Origin of the sequence: Photobacterium sp. J15, from assembly GCF_963870815.1 — a bacterium.
Taxonomy (GTDB): domain Bacteria; phylum Pseudomonadota; class Gammaproteobacteria; order Enterobacterales; family Vibrionaceae; genus Photobacterium; species Photobacterium marinum.
In genome coordinates, this window is record NZ_CAWMUI010000002.1 from 970828 (window position 1) to 987861 (window position 17034).

At 41.3% G+C, this 17034-nt stretch carries 18 protein-coding genes; 8 read left to right on the forward strand and 10 right to left on the reverse strand.

The features are described from left to right. Positions 1-335: 335 nt before the first annotated feature. Positions 336-590 carry an EamA family transporter gene (locus AACQ93_RS21340; RefSeq protein ID WP_157097623.1) on the forward strand — a complete coding sequence of 85 codons (255 nt, stop codon included), beginning with the start codon at positions 336-338 and terminating at the stop codon, positions 588-590. A 64-nt stretch (positions 591-654) separates the two neighbouring features. Here the strand turns inward: AACQ93_RS21340 and AACQ93_RS21345 are convergent, their stop codons facing one another. Next, positions 655-786 (reverse strand): hypothetical protein, encoded by a 132-nt coding sequence (locus tag AACQ93_RS21345; protein ID WP_007465765.1) that lies wholly within the window; start codon positions 784-786, stop codon positions 655-657. Between the two features lie 534 nt (positions 787-1320). On the opposite strand from AACQ93_RS21345, the gene AACQ93_RS21350 reads away from it, so the two are divergent. From AACQ93_RS21350 to AACQ93_RS21360, 3 genes are all read left to right on the forward strand, one after another. Next, a complete protein-coding gene (locus AACQ93_RS21350) occupies positions 1321-2952 on the forward strand; it encodes a methyl-accepting chemotaxis protein (protein WP_064608591.1) in 1632 nt (543 codons plus the stop codon). Between the two features lie 788 nt (positions 2953-3740). Further along, positions 3741-4616: an RNA polymerase sigma factor RpoS gene (gene rpoS, locus AACQ93_RS21355; RefSeq protein ID WP_064608594.1), complete on the forward strand. Its 876-nt coding sequence runs from the start codon at positions 3741-3743 to the stop codon at positions 4614-4616. A 479-nt stretch (positions 4617-5095) separates the two neighbouring features. Further along, positions 5096-5665, forward strand: coding sequence for a DUF1439 domain-containing protein (locus tag AACQ93_RS21360; RefSeq protein WP_064608601.1), 570 nt, complete (start codon positions 5096-5098; stop codon positions 5663-5665). Between the two features lie 87 nt (positions 5666-5752). Here AACQ93_RS21360 and AACQ93_RS21365 read toward each other — a convergent pair whose 3' ends face one another. Both AACQ93_RS21365 and chrA read right to left on the reverse strand, forming a co-directional pair. Beyond that, positions 5753-6064 (reverse strand): hypothetical protein, encoded by a 312-nt coding sequence (locus AACQ93_RS21365; RefSeq protein WP_064608604.1) that lies wholly within the window; start codon positions 6062-6064, stop codon positions 5753-5755. Positions 6065-6318: 254 nt separating this feature from the next. Continuing rightward, complete coding sequence (chrA, locus tag AACQ93_RS21370; protein ID WP_064608607.1) at positions 6319-7464, reverse strand: chromate efflux transporter; 1146 nt, start codon at positions 7462-7464, stop codon at positions 6319-6321. A 469-nt stretch (positions 7465-7933) separates the two neighbouring features. Between chrA and AACQ93_RS21375 the strand changes: the two genes are divergently transcribed. After that, positions 7934-8860, forward strand: a complete 927-nt coding sequence (locus AACQ93_RS21375) for a LysR family transcriptional regulator (protein ID WP_064608610.1) — start codon at positions 7934-7936, stop codon at positions 8858-8860. Between the two features lie 90 nt (positions 8861-8950). Further along, positions 8951-9514, forward strand: coding sequence for an OmpA family protein (locus tag AACQ93_RS21380; protein ID WP_064608613.1), 564 nt, complete (start codon positions 8951-8953; stop codon positions 9512-9514). Positions 9515-9584: 70 nt separating this feature from the next. Here AACQ93_RS21380 and AACQ93_RS21385 read toward each other — a convergent pair whose 3' ends face one another. Beyond that, positions 9585-10691: a 1-acyl-sn-glycerol-3-phosphate acyltransferase gene (locus AACQ93_RS21385; RefSeq protein ID WP_064608624.1), complete on the reverse strand. Its 1107-nt coding sequence runs from the start codon at positions 10689-10691 to the stop codon at positions 9585-9587. A 273-nt stretch (positions 10692-10964) separates the two neighbouring features. On the opposite strand from AACQ93_RS21385, the gene AACQ93_RS21390 reads away from it, so the two are divergent. Next, positions 10965-11651 (forward strand): AraC family ligand binding domain-containing protein, encoded by a 687-nt coding sequence (locus tag AACQ93_RS21390; RefSeq protein WP_064608627.1) that lies wholly within the window; start codon positions 10965-10967, stop codon positions 11649-11651. An 82-nt stretch (positions 11652-11733) separates the two neighbouring features. Here the strand turns inward: AACQ93_RS21390 and AACQ93_RS21395 are convergent, their stop codons facing one another. Then, positions 11734-12273: a hypothetical protein gene (locus tag AACQ93_RS21395; protein ID WP_157097624.1), complete on the reverse strand. Its 540-nt coding sequence runs from the start codon at positions 12271-12273 to the stop codon at positions 11734-11736. 43 nt (positions 12274-12316) lie between these two features. Further along, complete coding sequence (locus AACQ93_RS21400; RefSeq protein ID WP_064608633.1) at positions 12317-12850, reverse strand: nicotinate-nicotinamide nucleotide adenylyltransferase; 534 nt, start codon at positions 12848-12850, stop codon at positions 12317-12319. A 183-nt stretch (positions 12851-13033) separates the two neighbouring features. Between AACQ93_RS21400 and nadE the strand changes: the two genes are divergently transcribed. Continuing rightward, positions 13034-13873: an ammonia-dependent NAD(+) synthetase gene (nadE, locus tag AACQ93_RS21405; protein WP_064608636.1), complete on the forward strand. Its 840-nt coding sequence runs from the start codon at positions 13034-13036 to the stop codon at positions 13871-13873. A 67-nt stretch (positions 13874-13940) separates the two neighbouring features. Here the strand turns inward: nadE and AACQ93_RS21410 are convergent, their stop codons facing one another. The 4 genes from AACQ93_RS21410 to AACQ93_RS21425 form a co-directional block, all read right to left on the reverse strand. Further along, positions 13941-14456: an HD domain-containing protein gene (locus tag AACQ93_RS21410; RefSeq protein WP_064608639.1), complete on the reverse strand. Its 516-nt coding sequence runs from the start codon at positions 14454-14456 to the stop codon at positions 13941-13943. A gap of 174 nt (positions 14457-14630) precedes the next feature. Continuing rightward, complete coding sequence (locus AACQ93_RS21415; protein WP_084419382.1) at positions 14631-14801, reverse strand: YoaH family protein; 171 nt, start codon at positions 14799-14801, stop codon at positions 14631-14633. A 66-nt stretch (positions 14802-14867) separates the two neighbouring features. Continuing rightward, positions 14868-16073, reverse strand: a complete 1206-nt coding sequence (locus tag AACQ93_RS21420) for an NnrS family protein (protein ID WP_198160220.1) — start codon at positions 16071-16073, stop codon at positions 14868-14870. 122 nt (positions 16074-16195) lie between these two features. Next, positions 16196-17026: a DUF2861 family protein gene (locus tag AACQ93_RS21425; protein WP_064608642.1), complete on the reverse strand. Its 831-nt coding sequence runs from the start codon at positions 17024-17026 to the stop codon at positions 16196-16198. Between the last annotated feature and the right edge of the window lie 8 nt (positions 17027-17034).

A 17034-nucleotide genomic window follows, 5' to 3' on the forward strand; every position in this document is an offset into this window, starting at 1 on the left:
GTACACGCGCAATCTTTTAAGACAATCCGCAAAATAATGTGACAAGGTAACAAACGCAATAGTTTAACGACAACATAAATCCCCTTCATCTTCGAACTGGTCTTTGAACCAGTTTATCAATGTAAGCACACTCTCCTGTTTTAATCTTCCCGGGAAGCAAACGAAGTAAAATCCCTGGTAAAGGTTCAATACGGGTTCATCAATCTGATCCGTGGTGCGAAGTCTGCTCTGTCTTCCGCAGGTCTAAATGGTTGGTGCTTTATGCTAGCCGCACTAATTTTACTGCCAGTTGCGGGTACCAGCGTTATCACCAGTGGTAATGTGATGTTGAGACAGTGGCTTTAACACAAGCTAATGTGCTTACATTACTTGCAATTCTTGCCGTTAGTATTGTCGGCACTCAAATGTTTCATGCCAAAGCTTATAAGCTAGTCAATTCAGGTTCAGAACTAACACCGCTTATATTTACGAATCTGATTTTTGCCGTGATATGGCAAATCTGCTTTTTCCATGAAAACTTGGCGGTCAATAAAATTGCAGGAATAACTCTTATAGTGCTGGCTACGCTCAGCAGTACGTTACGTCGTTAACAATACGAAAAGGCCATCACGCACTAGAAATGCTAAATGACTGTTATCGTAACTCTGAGTCGGATTAATGAAATACCGGCTCATCGATAATCGCACCACAAATACAGATAACGGTTTCTCGTAGTTCATCAACCAGATATTCCTCTTCTTGTCCGCACACTGGGCAGACTTTTAGTTCAACGCCCTCATCTGTCATGTGATACTCCTATACAATTCAGTAACTCCATGTGTAACACTAGAATTTAGACTTTTGTGTCTAATCTTTCCGAAACTTGAACTGAGTCGAAGGATAAATATGACTTAAAGCTATATTGCTGAATTTACTTCGATTAGCTTATAAATATCAAAAACTTACAATTGTTGAATAAGTAAGTTAATTATTATTCGTAAATATTATATATATTACAAACTTATTTTTTGTCGATAAGAGATTATATTCCACTATTGAATTCAATTTTAGATTATATTTCTTGTGGTTATTTATTGTGCCTAAAGATGTTGAAATTCTTCTTAATCACAACGTGATTCAAATATCAGCTTTGACAAATCAAGAAGTAAAAACACTGAATCTCACGATAAATATTTTTTCAAGTTAATTATCTTATTTAGCTGCTAGAATCAAACTTTCATGAAAAAAGAAGAAAATCTTTTTGACTTTCCCTATGGTCAGAATACCATCCCGTATCCATTTTTTTATTCATTATAATGATAATGTTGAGGGCGATTGTATATGTGGTTTCAAGATCTATCCGTTCGAACAAAAATAGCTACCATGTTGGCAATGATAGGTGTGGGAGTTGTATCTCTTGGTGTATTTATGCTTAGTGAAATATCCAGCATTAATGATAATTTACTTAATATAACCAACCGAACTATGCCTAAAACAGCATTAGTTCAGGATCTTCAAACAGATATCACCACTATTCGTAAAGATGAATTTTCTATTTTACCAAATATTAACCACCCTGATGTGAAAAACTGGTTAAATGATATTCATAAAGTGTACAAACAAGTTGACTCAGCTCTGGCTACATACAAAACAACAATTACTGAAAATGAATCGCAACGACGCTTTGATGAAGTAATGCGCTCATGGAAAGCATATAAAGAGGCAACAAAGGGCTTCTCAATGGCTATCCAGGCGCAAGATACAAGCCTTGCGAATAATGTCGTACTGGGTTCATTTGATAAGTTCACCGCCTTGCAGGTATCACTGGATAAACTAATCGAACTTACTAACAAAGAAAGTGATCAGGGCAAAGTAGCTGCTATGAATCGTGTCCAGGAAGCGAATCTCTACACAATGGCTTCACTGGCACTCCTACTCGGCTTTATGGTTATCGTCGCTGTTTACATGATTCGCCAAATCACTCAACCGTTGGAAAAAACCACTGCAATGGCTATGGCTATTGCCGAAGGTGATTTAACCTACTCCCTTGACCGTTCAACAATCGGCAATGATGAATTTGGTTCTCTGGCTGATGCTTGTCTCGTTATGCAAAATGGTCTGAAAGAGCTGATTAACGAAATTTCTGCAGCCGTTGTGCAGTTAAGTGCGGCTATTGAAGAAATGAGTGCTGTTTCAGAGCAGTCGTCAGCAGGAATGGTACAACAGCAGGATCAACTGGCAATGATTGCGACTGCGATGAACCAGATGCAATCCACAGTTTCTCAGGTGGCCGCGAATACTGAAGATGCCAGTGAATTAGCGACATCTGCAACCAATGAAGCTAAAGAAAGTACTCGTGTGGTTAATGAAACAATTATTGAAATTGAGAAAGTAGCTAACGAAATTCAAAATGCCGGTGAAATGGTGGCTCAGTTGGAACAGGATACAGCCAACATCAGCATGGTTGTAGATGTGATCAGTGGTATTGCAGAACAAACTAACCTGCTTGCTTTGAATGCAGCTATTGAAGCGGCACGTGCTGGCGATCAGGGGCGCGGCTTCGCGGTTGTAGCGGATGAAGTTAGAACGCTAGCCGGAAGAACTTCACAGTCAACGTCTGAAATTATTTCTATTATTGATAAGCTTCAACACCGCGCAAAAGAAACAGGCGAAGCAACTAAAAATAGCTGTCAACTAATTCAACAATGCGTTGGACAAAGCCAGATCGCAGGAGGCAGCATCACACAAATTGAATCATCAGTTGCCAGTATTGCGGATATGAATATTCAAATCGCAAGTGCTTGCTGTGAACAAAATTCAGTGACAGATGAATTAAGCCGAAGTGTTGAATCTATTAACCAGGCATCAACAGAAGTCGCATCTGGAGCGAAACAGACGGCTCAGGCTTGCAGTGAATTAAGCCAGCTTGCAAATGGGCTTCAGGAAAATATCTCTCAATTTAAACTTAATTAAACATCCTCACCAGGCTGGCAAATGAATCAACCAGCCTGATTTTCTACTTAAATTGCATAAGTCTCTTTAAAAAACATCGCTGAATCCGATATTTCCTGACTGATGATTACCCATGATTTCATTCAGGTAGATTGTTGTCAGCAGTGTTTTGGAGACTGGTCATGCGGTGAACATTATTATTTGTACTGGCTATATGTTGTTCTACACCTTTGCATTCTAAATCTGTAGACGATTACGAACGTTTGTATCGTTGTTTACCTTGTGTAGGTTTACAAAACAAAGTTGATGATATAAACGAAAAATATAAAGGAGGCACTAAAAAGCAAAAGAAGGAATATTGGAAAGCCTTTCATGCAATTCAGAATATCTGGGAAGAAAAAGGCTGTTTTGGGCGAATATAGTTCTTTATTTTGCAGATAATAAAAAAATCCATTATAGTGTCACAACTCACACTTTGAATCGCTGTAATTCAGAAGCGTAATCCCCCTCTACTCGCTATAATGTCTTAAAATACACACCCAATAGTTAATATTAAGTAACATAACAATTAATATAAATCAGCAACTCTCCGGTTATCCCTTTCTGGAATAAGAAACATAAGTCATTGCAAAATATTGTGATTTCTCCAGTAAACAGCCAATTCCGTAGTTTTAAATAACAAAATGTTATACCTATTTGCCATCTTTTTGTAACCAAACAAATGGAATATGCAATATGTGTATGTTAACGTCTTTACGTAACAACAATTAAAAATAAACATCGTCGTACCAGTTATTGAGGGATTAGATATGGATATCAAGTCACAAGAAATACATGGTTTTGATGCTGATGTTATTCACCTTTACCTGCAGGAAATTGCGCAAAAGCCTCTTCTGACTAAGAACGAAGAGATTCTTTACAGCCGCAAAAGTCTGCTGGGTGATGAAGATGCCAAGGCGACAATGATTGAAAGCAACCTGCGCCTGGTAGTCAGCATTGCTAAGAAATACCGTGGTAGCGGGATGCTGTTAAGTGATCTTATCGATGAAGGCAATATCGGCCTAATTACCGCAGTAGATAAATATGATCCTGAACGTGGATTCCGCTTCTCAACCTATGCTACCTGGTGGATAAAGCAAACCATTGAGCGTGCTATTCACAATCAGGCCAGAACGATTCGCCTGCCAGTACACGTTTCAAAAGAGATCAACACGATTTTGCGAACTCACAAACAGCTGATGAAGAGCACAAATCAGGAACCAACTCATGAGGATATCGCTGAGAAACTAGAACGTTCTGTAGATGATATTTCAGGCGTTTTAGCTTACGATGCACCTGTTGTATCTATTGATCAGGCAATCAGCGATGATAGTAACTCACAATCAATTTCTGCTTTTATTGCTGATGATGCTTCAAATCAGCCAGATACCGAGCTGAATCAGCAAGATATAAGCAAATTGGCAATTTCGGTTCTGAATAGTCTTAATGAACGAGATCGCGAGATCATCTGCCGCCGATTCGGTTTGCTTGGTCATGAAACTCAAACTCTTCAGCAAGTTGCCGACGAAGTAGGTCTGACCAGGGAACGTATTCGTCAGTTGCAGGTGAGTTCATTGAACAAGCTGAAAAATGCCCTCAAACGAAATAACTATGATTTCGAGCTATTATTCTCTGAATCTGCTTAAGTACCAGCACTACAAGAGTGCTCTGGTCTATCCAGAGCGCTCCCCCTCCTTCCCTCTTTCTTGAGCTCAATTCTGCCTGCAAGAAATTATGTTGTTTCTTAGCAATTAAATGTGAGGTTTCTGACCCAACAACAGTCTGTTTCAGTAACGATAACCCATCAAAATCTGTAGTTTGAGTTCATCACTCATTACAACTACTGTCTAAAATGAAACGTTCATTAATTATCACAACATTGCTAGCCTTTTTTGCTCTGAATCATTCACCACACGTCATAGCAAAAGATACTAAAGCGGAAAAGTGCCTTAAAACACGAGCTAAGATCGAAAAGATCAATAAAAAGATGAAGCATAAATATACTTACAAGCAAGGTGTGAAGTATCGAAAGAAGTTAGAGAAGCTTTATAAGGATGAATTTAGATACTGTTTCTGATTTTTCTCAGAAATTTAGTGGAAAAAAAACTTAGCTCGTTGATAATTTATGAATAATTTTATTATCAATAGGCTTAGTGTGAAACGAGTACTGATACTAACACTGGCATTTCTACTTTCTTCTTGCACCAGTTACAGTGTAACCGAGGGTGAGATACAGGAATACCTTGACAAAAACGCATCATTTGAACGAACAGTCGGCGTTAGAGGCTTAGCTCACGCCAATGTTAAGTTCAATGATATCAAAGTGGGTATCGGGCGTGTTTCAGATGACCGTGTAAACCTTGAGGCTAAATCTGAGGCAAAAATTATTATTTCCGGGCAACCAGAGCAAGAAGTCAGCATTGATGTTAGTTTCAGTGCTGTTCCCTACTACGATAAGAATGAAGGCGCAATTTTCTTAAACGACCTTGAGGTTGAATCACTTGATATTGTGCCGGATGTACTTGAAGGTTTCGGTAGCAAGCACTTGATTTCACCAATTGTGCAATTAATTGGTCAGCTACTTCTTACGCGTCCTGTTTACCGCCTGGATGAAGATGATTTTAAACAATCAGCCCTTAAAACAGCTCGCCCTGAACTATTAATCAAAAATCACTCTCTCGTCGTTCAAATGTAACAATCGACAAGCTGTAGAACTAAAACGATTCAAATTAAGAATACGGGTTATGTACAAGGCTGAAAATTCCACTTCAGCCTTATTCCATCACTCTGTTTTTTGGTTAGATACGGTGTTTGCTCTTTCTAAAATATTCGCACCGGAAGCTTCATCGATGATGTGTACGGCTCGCTCTGCAACAAAAGCTTTTTTCATCGCTTCTGCTGCATAATCTCTTGCTGTTCCCCCCTGAGCTGAAATGACGAAAGCTAGAAGCATAAAAATGCTGATCACACCAAATGAAACCGTGAAAACAACTTTTCTTACAATTCGCCTTTCGGCCTGCTGTAATTCTTCCTGAATCAATTCAAGTAAATCATAGTTAGTTAAGTTCGGTCTAACCTTTCGTTTTATATTCATTGTCTGGACCTGAAATGAGACGTGCGAAAACTCTACCAAGTCTGACTTAACATTAGCTTAATCAATTACATCCCTCTCTCACAGTTTACTGCTTAGCTCATCAGTTTTGTATTTGTAGGTGTTTTTGTTGAGATGTCCTTATAAATTTTATTGGATTAAAAAATAAAAGTTATAGTGCATTAAATGAACAAAGAGGGGAACTCACTATGGCGAGTCCCCCCGAATGCATATTTTAAAGTACGATTTGAAACAAATTACATCACGAACTTATAAACACTAAGAGAAGTAATCAGCAGCCAGACAGGTATATTTCGGTATTTCAAAATAAGGAAACCCAACACCACAATAACTGCATCAACCCATGAACTAATTGATGTCATGACTACAGGTTTAACAAACGCACTAGCCAGAAGGCCAACAACACAAGCATTCACCAATGTGATTGAAGCTTTAAGCCGATGATGGCTGAACAGAGCTTTCCACGCTGGCAGAAATGCAAATAACAGCAGACTTCCCGGCAAAAAAATCGCAATTGTTGCAATTACACTCCCCAGAACAGGATACTCAGTTAGGTAAGAAGCCCCCAGATAACTTGCCATGGTAAACATCGGGCCAGGAACAAGCTGAGCAGAAGCATAAGCACTCAAAAAAGCATCTGACTCCACCATCCCGTTAAGCATTGGCTCCAGCAGAGGTAGAACAACATGTCCCCCACCAAATACAAAGCTACCAGCCTGGTAAAAAACATTAAAGAGTGTAAGCCACTGCGATGACTGAGCGACTAGTGGCATCAGCAATAAGATCAAAACAAAGACACCAAGCAAGACAAAATTTGGACGAATTACTTGCGGTGGTTGTGTATCAACGCAGCCGTCAGAACGGAATGACCAAAGGTGACCTAAAAGTGCAGCCAGTAAGATAGGAGTGATCTGCCCCAATAATCCTGTACTGAAAAACACAGCAACAGCCGTAAAACCAGCCACCATCAGCGTCAACTTATCTGTGATGTTCTTCTTCGCCATTCCCCACAGAGCATCTGCAACCACGATAACAGCCAGAAGCTTTGCTGACTGAATCAAAATATCAATGGACGGAGCATCACTATATAACTGAGTTCCCATCGCCAGAAATGTAAGTAGTAGAAATGACGGAAAGGTAAAGCCGACAAAAGCGGCTAATGCCCCAAGGTATCCCCCTTGTTTATAACCGATAAACATCCCCAACTGACTACTCGCCGGACCGGGTAAAAACTGACAGAGCGCCACTGCCTGCGTGAAGTCCTGCTCATCTAACCATTTTTTCTTTTGAACAAATTCACGCTGGAAATAGCCAATATGTGCAGCTGGCCCACCAAAACTGTAAAGCCCCAACACAAAGAAATGCCACATTACTTTCAACATAAAACCTCCTGATGAGGCTCCAGAATATCTGCTCATAATAAATTAATTAAATCGTTAGTTTTGATAATTACCATCGATAGGATTAATCAACAAGCCAATGATCATAGAAGATCAGCACAAATAACTAAGCACTTACCAACCATGTAAGTTTGCTACATAAAGCCAAAAACATTGTCCACCCATAAAAACAAAGCATTTAAGCTGATGTTTTTATTGTGTATTTGCTTTCGTAAGACTTACAGAATAAAGAAATAATGACAGGATAATATTCGGAGATGTCACAAACCCATTGATCTTCTATGTGTCCAACCCGTGCTAAAGGATAAAAATAAAGGCCTACTCCATCTGATTAGGTGGCAATAAATACACATTTTTACTGCGCCATTTTGTGACAGTGTGACCTGGCGTTTATTTATCGGTTTATAATCAATGGTATAATTCTCCGCTTGTTCCACTATGGTTGTTACCTATGCTAGAAAATCTTCAACAAATGGTGATCCTCGCTACTGTTGGTCACGAGCAAAATTTCACTCGTGCAGCAGAAAGACTTGGAATATCAAAATCACAAGTCAGTAAACAGATTCGCTTTCTTGAAGAACGATTAGGCTGTCAGTTGGTTCAGCGCAGTACCCGAACTGTCGCTCTGACCGATATTGGCCAGCAATATTCTGAATATGGCCAACAACTGTTGGATACAGTCAGTGAAGCGGAAGCTATGGTGGCTGGTTATAGAAATGAGATTAAAGGTGTACTGCGGATTGGTTTCGCACAATCTTTCGGTCAGTCACGCATTACGTCAGCATTAGCTGACTTTCAGAAAGAACACCCAGACCTGGAACTTGAAGTTAGCCTGTTTGACCACCGCCCTAACCTACTTGAAGAAGGTTTCGATTGTTGGGTGGCAATCCACGAGCATCCACCTGAAGGTATGGTTGCCCGCAAACTTGCTGATTGTGAATTCTCAGTTGTAGCTTCGCCTGACTATATTGCCGCACATGGCAAACCGACGGTGCCGGGTGATCTTCGTAAGCACAACTGCATTACGTACCAGAGCCGTGAACGTAAATATGTTAACTGGGAGTTCACCCGCGACGGTGTTCGTCAATCAATTCGAGCTCGGGGTAATTACCGAATTGATAATGCTCCGGCTGTACTTGATGCCGCAGTGTCAGGCCTTGGTGTTGCGTACCTGGCTACTTATCTGATCACTGATGAGCTTGAGACTGGTAAATTGGTAGAGTTACTTCCAGAATGGAAGGCTGATGTCGATCTTCCGATTTATGCTGTGTACCCGAGACGTAAATATCTCGCACCTAAAGTTCGTTCTTTTGTCGACTTTATGGCAGAACGCATGGCAGTTCCGCCCTACCGCAAACCAAACCCGGTAGCAGTCTAATAATACTCTGACTGACTATCTCAACAGTGCAGTTGTCATTCCATACAGATCAACTAAACCTAAAGTAATCAATAAACTTTAGGTTTACTAATGTCACCCATTCATACTCGGCTTAAGCCTTTCATTCCTGCTCTTTTATCAGTTGGCCTGGTAACAGGATGTGGGAATGGAGGTGACACCGTCACCAAACAAAACAACAGCAACAGCCCCCCGGTTACGGCTAACAACACAACTGTCGTTCCTAACGCACAAATTCTGCTGACCGAACTACCTGAAATGCGACAGGTAATTTATTTCGACAAAAACAGCTACGACCTCAATGTTAAAAGCCAGTTTTTACTGGATCCAATTGCGGTTCGCTTAAGACAACATCCAGACAGTTTTTTAGTTGTTGTTGGCCACAGTGATGACAGCTCAGATGAAGAAGATAATATCATTCTTTCATATGAACGAGCGTTTAGTGTTGCTATCTATATATCATCTGTGTTTGGTGTAGAAGAAGAGAGAATACAATTAGTCGCGGCAGGAAGCAGTGAGCGACTATCGACAGGACCAAGCGACAAGGAAAGAAAAGAAAACCGCAGAGTAGAAGTACTTTCACCAAAAGCAATTGTCAGAACATTAAGCCCTCACAACAATAACCTTCAGTACTGATAAGAAATAATAAAGGCAGTGAAATCACAGATCCCACTGCCCCGTGCTAATAACATAAGCAATCAAAAAATTACTGTTTCTTAATTGCGGGGAAAGCGTACATTTTCTTCAGAATGCCTGCTACCCCCTCCGTTAAATCTGCAATCTTATCATTGAAACGATTTCTTTCCTCTTCAGTTGCAGATTCATGCTCTATTCCAGCTGCGATATAGTTCGCAGGGAACAGATGGTAGTTTTGTGTGATTTGGCGATCAATCTCTTCTGCCAGCTCTTCCGGCGTTTCAAGAGGCGCTTTAATCACTTCACCGAAGCTCACATGAATATGGCGCTTCTCACCAACAATTCCCTGAATAATGCTTTCGATATCTTCAAACTCACCTTTTTCATAGCTGCCAGAAGTCGCCTTCTCATAAAGCTCTTTTGCTTTAGCTACATCACAAGGGTCATTTTCATAAGAAATAGCAACAGGAACAATGTTCAGCTTAGGCATAAACTCATCGAAAGATTCTTTACGCTTACGTCCTTCCATATAGAACATTTTCAAAATGGCTGGATCAGTTTTATCGTTACCGTCTTTAGCCCGCCCCTCTTTCTGAGCAATCCAGATAGAGTTACCGGTCTCGAGTGAATTCGAAATGTAGCTTGAAAGCAAACCAAGCGTTTTCATCATCTCACGTGGACCTTTGGCTGAGCGCTTAACAATAAAACTCTTATTGAGTCGCATCAATTCAGTCGCACAAGGTTTTTTCAACAGGTTATCGCCGATAGCGATACGAACTGTTTTGAAATTATTCTGGAACAGGCACCAGTTTACCATCGCCGGATCCATCGCAATATCGCGGTGGTTTGAAACGAAAAGGTATGACTGGTTAGGGTCAAGGTTATCAAGGCCGCTAAATGTTACCCCGTCACATGAATGGTCAATGGTAGCATTCATGTACTTCGCAACTTGAAACTGAACATCTTCAACCGTTTTTACATTCGACCATTTACGGATCAAAAAACGCTTGATCAATGGGATCAATAGCCAACCAAGCACACCGGACAGCTGAGGGAAACGATAATTAAGAATAGCTGTAATGAACTCTTTATCGTTAATCAGACGCTGAATTGCGCCACTTACTTCTTCATCATTGTAAGGGCGGATTTCTTTATAAATATCGTTATCTTTTTGCACAATTATGCTTCGTATCAAATAAAAACCGCGACATTTTACGCAGATTTATGTGTTTACCCAATGGCTAGAGCTCACAACTCAAATGGTTGGAGGTCCTACCACTCATATATGTATAAATTTAAAGCAGATTAGCCTAAAAAACCTGACTCTGTCTGTTGCTAAGATAGCAATTTCAGCTAAAAAACAGTCAAAAATTGTTGTGAACTGCCTCAGTTATTGACGGATCCGGTAAAACAGAACAATATGTGCATGCTTTTTTGCTAGAGACAGACTATGAAACAGGCAATTGAATTTTCACACAGTATCCAAAACTATCTTCACGTTGGCTCACGTCGTAAAAGCCATACCTCGTATATGATTGTGGTTTCTGAAGGCTCTGCCCTGATCAGATTAGGCAAGCAAGAGTTCTTAGTCGCAAAAGGAAATGGTTTTTGGATTCCGTTCGATTGTCTGCATGCGTTAACCGTTCTGCCGGGCACCAAGTATGACAAAGTCGAATTTTCAGCAAGGCTGACAACGCCTGTTTGCCGTGATGCAGGCTTCTTCAAAGTTACGCCTTTGCTGTCTGCTTTGCTCTACGAGCTTCGTGAAGATACAAAGCGGCATCGGTGTTCCGAGCAAAATCAGACGACAACAAACCTTCTTCGGATTATTGCTGATCAAGCAGCAAAACTTAAAGTTAAAACGCATTCTCTTTGCCCTTCTCTTCCTGCTGACTTCGACCTACAGCTTAGTCGAATGATAAAAGGTGACAAGGTAACTGATCGTGCAGCAATAGACGCTATTTCTAAAGTAACTGGTGTATCGTCGAATGAATTTGAAGCCTGTATTACCATGCGTGAAGCGCTCAAGCTATCTCGCTCAGGTCGTAAATTAAATCAAATAGCCGATACGTTGCATGTTCCTGCTGAAAGCATCAGTGCACTGGCAATGCCTATCCTTGGTGAGACACTGGCCTGATATATTCCAGCAGAACTCGATCTTGAGACAAAAAAAGCGACGTCTGAAACGTCGCTTTTTTGTTATGTTTTTGAAGAAAGTATCACTGAAACGGAATTTCGACCTGAAGATGAAAGTCATCATATTCATCAGCATGCCAGCGATAATCTAAACGTACTCGCGGGGAGTTCTTATCATTGCCACTCATGCCCAGGCTCATTTGTAAGCCGTGATTTTTGATCCACTCTTTGGCATCCTCAACCGTTAGAGCTTCTTCTTCCTTGTATTTATCTGGCATCCAGACATTAACACCATAATAGGTAGTATTTGAGTTGGTGCTGATAACCGGTGAGTCGGTTATTCCTGACCAATCATCCCAAAATTCATCATCCTTATTCTCTATGTCCTGTTTCCAATTCTTTGATGCGCGATGTGTATGCGTAGCAGCCACCATTGCCGCGTCTTCTGCAACGGAACACGAAGTAACAATATGCTGATGGTATTCATCACCTAATGCAGCAAGTTCACGAATATCATACTGCTGACACTGTGCTGCCATTGCTCCGGACACAAATGTAAAACTGGTCAGAACAATACAGAGTAATTTTTTTCTGCTACTACAATCCACAACCAAGCCTTCCACATCAAAGACCAACACAGAGCAGGCAGTAATCTACCACATAAGGTCAGTCGTGTTCACGAAAACTGTAATGTAATTTATCAGTAAGCATTCTAGCGACTCTTTCAGTCGTTAGGTGTGAGATCGAGCGATTATTGACAATATTCTCACGAATAATCGTACTTCTCACCTTGACAACTTCCGGGCACGCCAGAATCTGCCATTTATTCAGGATTTCGTCTGATTTGTAAAATTTCCCGAAATTGAGGAAGTTATCAGGACCAACAACAAATGTCAGCTCAGCATCAGGTAATCTTTTCTGTAGTTCCTCTAAAACAGCATAAGTTGTAACTGATTCATTTCCAACTGCTATTTCTTCTTCTAATCGGCAAAGTTCTAGGTTTGAAAGCCCTAAATCTTCGATAAATGCTTCTACCAGTTCGCAACGGGCATCATAGTCAATCATCGCCTTGCCCCAGGCATGTGAATAACTGGGCAGTAATAAGACGCGATCAAAATGCTGTAAACGCTCCAACACGGATTTATGCCCCAAACTCGGTGGGTTAAATGCGCTACCAAACACCGCAATTGATGTTGTCATGAATAGAATGCCCCTTTTTTATACTGATTTACCACAATTTCTATTTTATTGTGCACTCAGGATTGATCCTTACTTAGAGTTATCGCATGATTTTGTTAAAGGTTTAATGCATTTTTCACTTTTTTTGCGTTCAACCAAGCTAAATGACTAGATAGTGGGCAAGGCCCTGAGGATTCATTGACTATGGAACAGCTAATTCGTGCAGAAATGCGCGTATTGCCAGAAATTGATGTTGATTTTGAAATCCAGCGACGTGTTGGTTTTATTCAACGAAAACTAAAGCAATCAGGATGCAAATCTTTGGTGCTGGGTATCAGTGGTGGTGTTGATTCCACTCTATGCGGACGCCTAGCTCAGCTGGCTGTCAACAGACTAAATGACGAAACCAATTCTCAAGACTATCAGTTTATCGCAGTTCGTTTGCCTTATGGCACCCAGCATGATGAAGATGAAGCACAGCTGGCACTTTCTTTTATTCAGCCAACCCACTCTGTTAGCGTTAATATCAAAGATGGTGTTGACGGCCTTCATGCAAGCACACATAACGCACTGGAAGGTACGGGGCTTATTCCCGAGTGCCATGCGAAGATCGACTTTGTAAAAGGCAACGTAAAAGCTCGTGCGCGTATGATCGCTCAATATGAAATTGCTGGCCTTGTAGGTGGCCTAGTTCTGGGTACAGACCATTCAGCAGAGAATATTACCGGTTTCTACACAAAATACGGTGACGGTGCCTGTGACCTTGCTCCTCTGTTCGGTTTAAATAAACGTCAAGTTCGTCAGATTGCGGCTGAACTGGGCGCGCCGGAAGTTCTGGTTAAGAAAGTACCTACCGCCGACTTAGAAGAACTTGCACCTCAGAAGCCGGATGAGCATGCTCTGATGGTAACCTATGATCAGATTGATGATTTTCTTGAAGGTAAGCCAGTAGAAACTGAAGTTGCAGAGCGTCTTGTTGAAATCTATCAGGCAACACAGCATAAACGTCAGCCTATTCCGACAATTTACGAAGACGAAGAGTAATAACTCAGATTACTGTAAAAAAGGGGCTAAATAGCCCCTTCTTTTTTGTTCTTCAATCTGATTTGATTCAGGAGGCCTCTGATAGCCTGAGTAGATTATCAAGTTCCCACCAGATTGCTTCACAAAGACCTTTACGATAAACCGCCTGCTTAAATGCCGGGTGTTCTTGTTGATACATAGAAAAATACTTCTCAGGACTATGCAAGCTTGCCCTCACATTAGCAAGTCGATCACAGGCTTTAACAATAAGCGCAATCCTTGCTGATTCTTCACTGAGATCGAGCGATGCCAGTCGAGTGTTAACCTGCTCTTTTCTGGCTCTGCGATCTTTAAGCTTACCATCTGTCATATAACAAACAGCATCTGCTATTACATAACCGAAGTCAGCAGCAAGCTCTTCAAGGGATGTCTCAGTATCTTCCAGCACATCATGTAACTGAGCAGCAATCATTGCATTAGTACCAAACGGGCTAGCTAATCGTGTAACAGCATCAAGGTGTACATAATAAGGACGATCACCATACTTCTGAGTTTTATGTTTTGCCCTGGCTAATGTGCGCGCCTTTAGGTACCGGTTGTTCATCCTGACCCCCGTTTAATGACCAAAATTAAAAACTGAACAGTTAATATTCTATTTCAGCATGCAACTGTTTGCTAAGGTCAGATAATACAGTTGAGATTAACAGCACATTTTGATGAAAAAACAGGCACCTTATGGTGCCTGTTTTAGTAATCAGCTAACGTTTGGAACGCATTACTATTCGTCTTCACTCTGTGCCGCGTTCTGCTTCGCTTCCGCTTCACGAATTTCATCAGCAACAATTCTAATTGCTTCGCCACTGCTGATGCCTTTCGCCATCAGTTCATGGATCTTCTCTGCAGCTTTTTGCTGCTGCGCGTGAGTTAATGTCGGCACATTGTTGAACATAGCTGTTAATTCTACTCTGTTAAAGGGAGCATTATTCTAGGGGCAATTCGCTGTTTTGTCATCTACTTATCCAGGACGCCCATCAACTCGAGGAGTTGTCAGTATAGGAAAATATACAACAGTGAAAATCGCAAAGGCGACAGCCCATAAAATTGCTGAAATAACATAGGCATTAAGAATCATCACCGGAAACAACATCACCAGGAAAGTCCGTACAAGAGTAGCCAGAACCAGTGTGCCGAAAGCAACAACCATCAATTTTCCGACTTTCAGATTTCGACCTGTATGACCCAACGAAACTCGAGCAATCATGGCCAGAATCATACAACCAATACCACCCAAGGTAATAAAATGAAGCGATACACTGTAACTTATTGAGCCGTTAAACTTATTGATACCAAGTGACAACATCCCAATGATCATAAACAGGTAGGCAAAATGAAGCAGCCACAAAAGTGGTGTTTTCAATGTAGACAGTGTTCGCCAGCGAGCAAAACGGGCAAAGTTGCAAATCGCAGTCAGCAACATCAACCCAGCTAGAACCTCATTGCTAAGCGCTTCTGGAAGCGGCAACAAGACAGCAAGCAATAACAACCAACATGGGATCAGTGAAGCGAACTCAATCCACTTAACCCGGGTAATTTGCTCTGTGTTGGTTCCGCGCCAGGTGAAGAATGGGATCACCCTGCCCCCGACAACCAATACAATCACAGCAATAACCATAATGGTCATAAATGAAATTTCGCGCAGCTCAAACCCACCATAACCAAGCAGAGACAGATGGAAAAGCGCATTTAGAACAGTAAGCAACACAATCAAAGGGGCAAAGAACAGATTATTCCATTGCTTACGAATAACAATCGGAACAGCGAGAAAATACGCTGCCAGTGGCATCCATAATAAGTCGGCGATCATCAGTAAAGCATTCGGCGTTGAAACCAAAATCCCTACCCTGGCAACCAGCCACAAAAAAAAGATACTCGCCAATTTCCAGCCTCTTACACCAGGGTTCCCGGTCCAATTCTGAACAGCTGTTAACAAGAAGCCGATAATGATTGCGCCGGTAAAACCAATCAGCATTTCGTGGCTATGCCACCACAACGGATTACCGTACATCAAAGAGCTGACATTGAAGTGCCCTGACCAGAAAGCCGCCCATAACAGCATCGATATCACAGAAAATGCACTTGCAGCCAGAAAAAAAGGACGAAATGCGAGACGGAATATTGGAATAATCCGCTGTTCTTTTTCACTATCCAGAATCTGCATCATAGATAAATTTAAACTCAAACTTAAAAGATGCATAAATAATACATCTTTTAAGTTGTAATTCAAATGTATCTTTTGAATAGTGGAAAGACAGCAAGTCTAAATGAAGGCTATTTACTTATAAATCAGAAGCCTGGGTAATCAACTGGACGTGTGATAGTTTGTATATCAAGGATAGATATCTCCCCTTGCCAACGACTTTCGATTAATCCGACACTCAGCCAGTAACGACCATCAGGAACATCAATTTTTGGTAGCGTCGTTGGTAACTTACCATCAACATCTTCGGTCCAAAGCGGAGTCCAGGTAGTATCATTCAGATCATACATGCTCATTGACAACACCGGTGATGGACAAGCAGGATTAGGCAAATTACCTCGTTCTATACGCCAGTTTTTACTATCTTTCCAGGCTATTCTCTGCCTGATTGGCGGTTCAGTCAGAACAACCCAGCGATTCAAGCTCTGCTCACCCTTAGCACTGATAACTAACTGATAAAGACCCGCTGTGATTGGTTTTTCCAAGCGTCGAGTTTCAACGGAAAAATAACCGCCAGCCCCTATCACAGGTGAGTTGGCAATAATTATCTGATCCGGCCATTTAACCAGTTTCACTTCAGAGATATTGCTATTGCTCACGCCATTGATAGACAACTTGAGCATGATTTGATTGAGGTTCTGGATCACTTCACGCTGGATAACCAAATTGGGCAGCCAGTCCGGCAGTGAATTTTGAGACAAGCTTCGACCGCAATCTTCAGAAACAGCTAACTTAAGCAGAGAATTAATATTATCTCTCTCCTCATTATTCGGAGCTTGCTGCCAAGCCTGAACCATCCCCTCAAAACTAGCGGAAGTGCTACCTTCAAGCAGCCTTTGATGGGCCAAGGTATATCGATCCTGACCAGTAAACCACTTTGCTGCTGCACCCGGTGCCATTAACACCGAATACAACATAAACAAAG

What these genes read in the sequence shown, in the direction of transcription:
- AACQ93_RS21345 (WP_007465765.1), bottom strand. Translation starts at nt 786, where the DNA reads ATGACAGATGAGGGCGTTGAACTAAAAGTCTGCCCAGTGTGCGGACAA.
- AACQ93_RS21350 (WP_064608591.1), top strand. Translation starts at nt 1,321, where the DNA reads ATGTGGTTTCAAGATCTATCCGTTCGAACAAAAATAGCTACCATGTTG.
- rpoS (WP_064608594.1), top strand. Translation starts at nt 3,741, where the DNA reads ATGGATATCAAGTCACAAGAAATACATGGTTTTGATGCTGATGTTATT.
- AACQ93_RS21360 (WP_064608601.1), top strand. Translation starts at nt 5,096, where the DNA reads ATGAATAATTTTATTATCAATAGGCTTAGTGTGAAACGAGTACTGATA.
- AACQ93_RS21365 (WP_064608604.1), bottom strand. Translation starts at nt 6,064, where the DNA reads ATGAATATAAAACGAAAGGTTAGACCGAACTTAACTAACTATGATTTA.
- chrA (WP_064608607.1), bottom strand. Translation starts at nt 7,464, where the DNA reads ATGTTGAAAGTAATGTGGCATTTCTTTGTGTTGGGGCTTTACAGTTTT.
- AACQ93_RS21375 (WP_064608610.1), top strand. Translation starts at nt 7,934, where the DNA reads ATGCTAGAAAATCTTCAACAAATGGTGATCCTCGCTACTGTTGGTCAC.
- AACQ93_RS21380 (WP_064608613.1), top strand. Translation starts at nt 8,951, where the DNA reads ATGTCACCCATTCATACTCGGCTTAAGCCTTTCATTCCTGCTCTTTTA.
- AACQ93_RS21390 (WP_064608627.1), top strand. Translation starts at nt 10,965, where the DNA reads ATGAAACAGGCAATTGAATTTTCACACAGTATCCAAAACTATCTTCAC.
- AACQ93_RS21400 (WP_064608633.1), bottom strand. Translation starts at nt 12,850, where the DNA reads ATGACAACATCAATTGCGGTGTTTGGTAGCGCATTTAACCCACCGAGT.
- nadE (WP_064608636.1), top strand. Translation starts at nt 13,034, where the DNA reads ATGGAACAGCTAATTCGTGCAGAAATGCGCGTATTGCCAGAAATTGAT.
- AACQ93_RS21410 (WP_064608639.1), bottom strand. Translation starts at nt 14,456, where the DNA reads ATGAACAACCGGTACCTAAAGGCGCGCACATTAGCCAGGGCAAAACAT.
- AACQ93_RS21415 (WP_084419382.1), bottom strand. Translation starts at nt 14,801, where the DNA reads ATGTTCAACAATGTGCCGACATTAACTCACGCGCAGCAGCAAAAAGCT.
- AACQ93_RS21420 (WP_198160220.1), bottom strand. Translation starts at nt 16,073, where the DNA reads ATGATGCAGATTCTGGATAGTGAAAAAGAACAGCGGATTATTCCAATA.
- AACQ93_RS21425 (WP_064608642.1), bottom strand. Translation starts at nt 17,026, where the DNA reads ATGTTGTATTCGGTGTTAATGGCACCGGGTGCAGCAGCAAAGTGGTTT.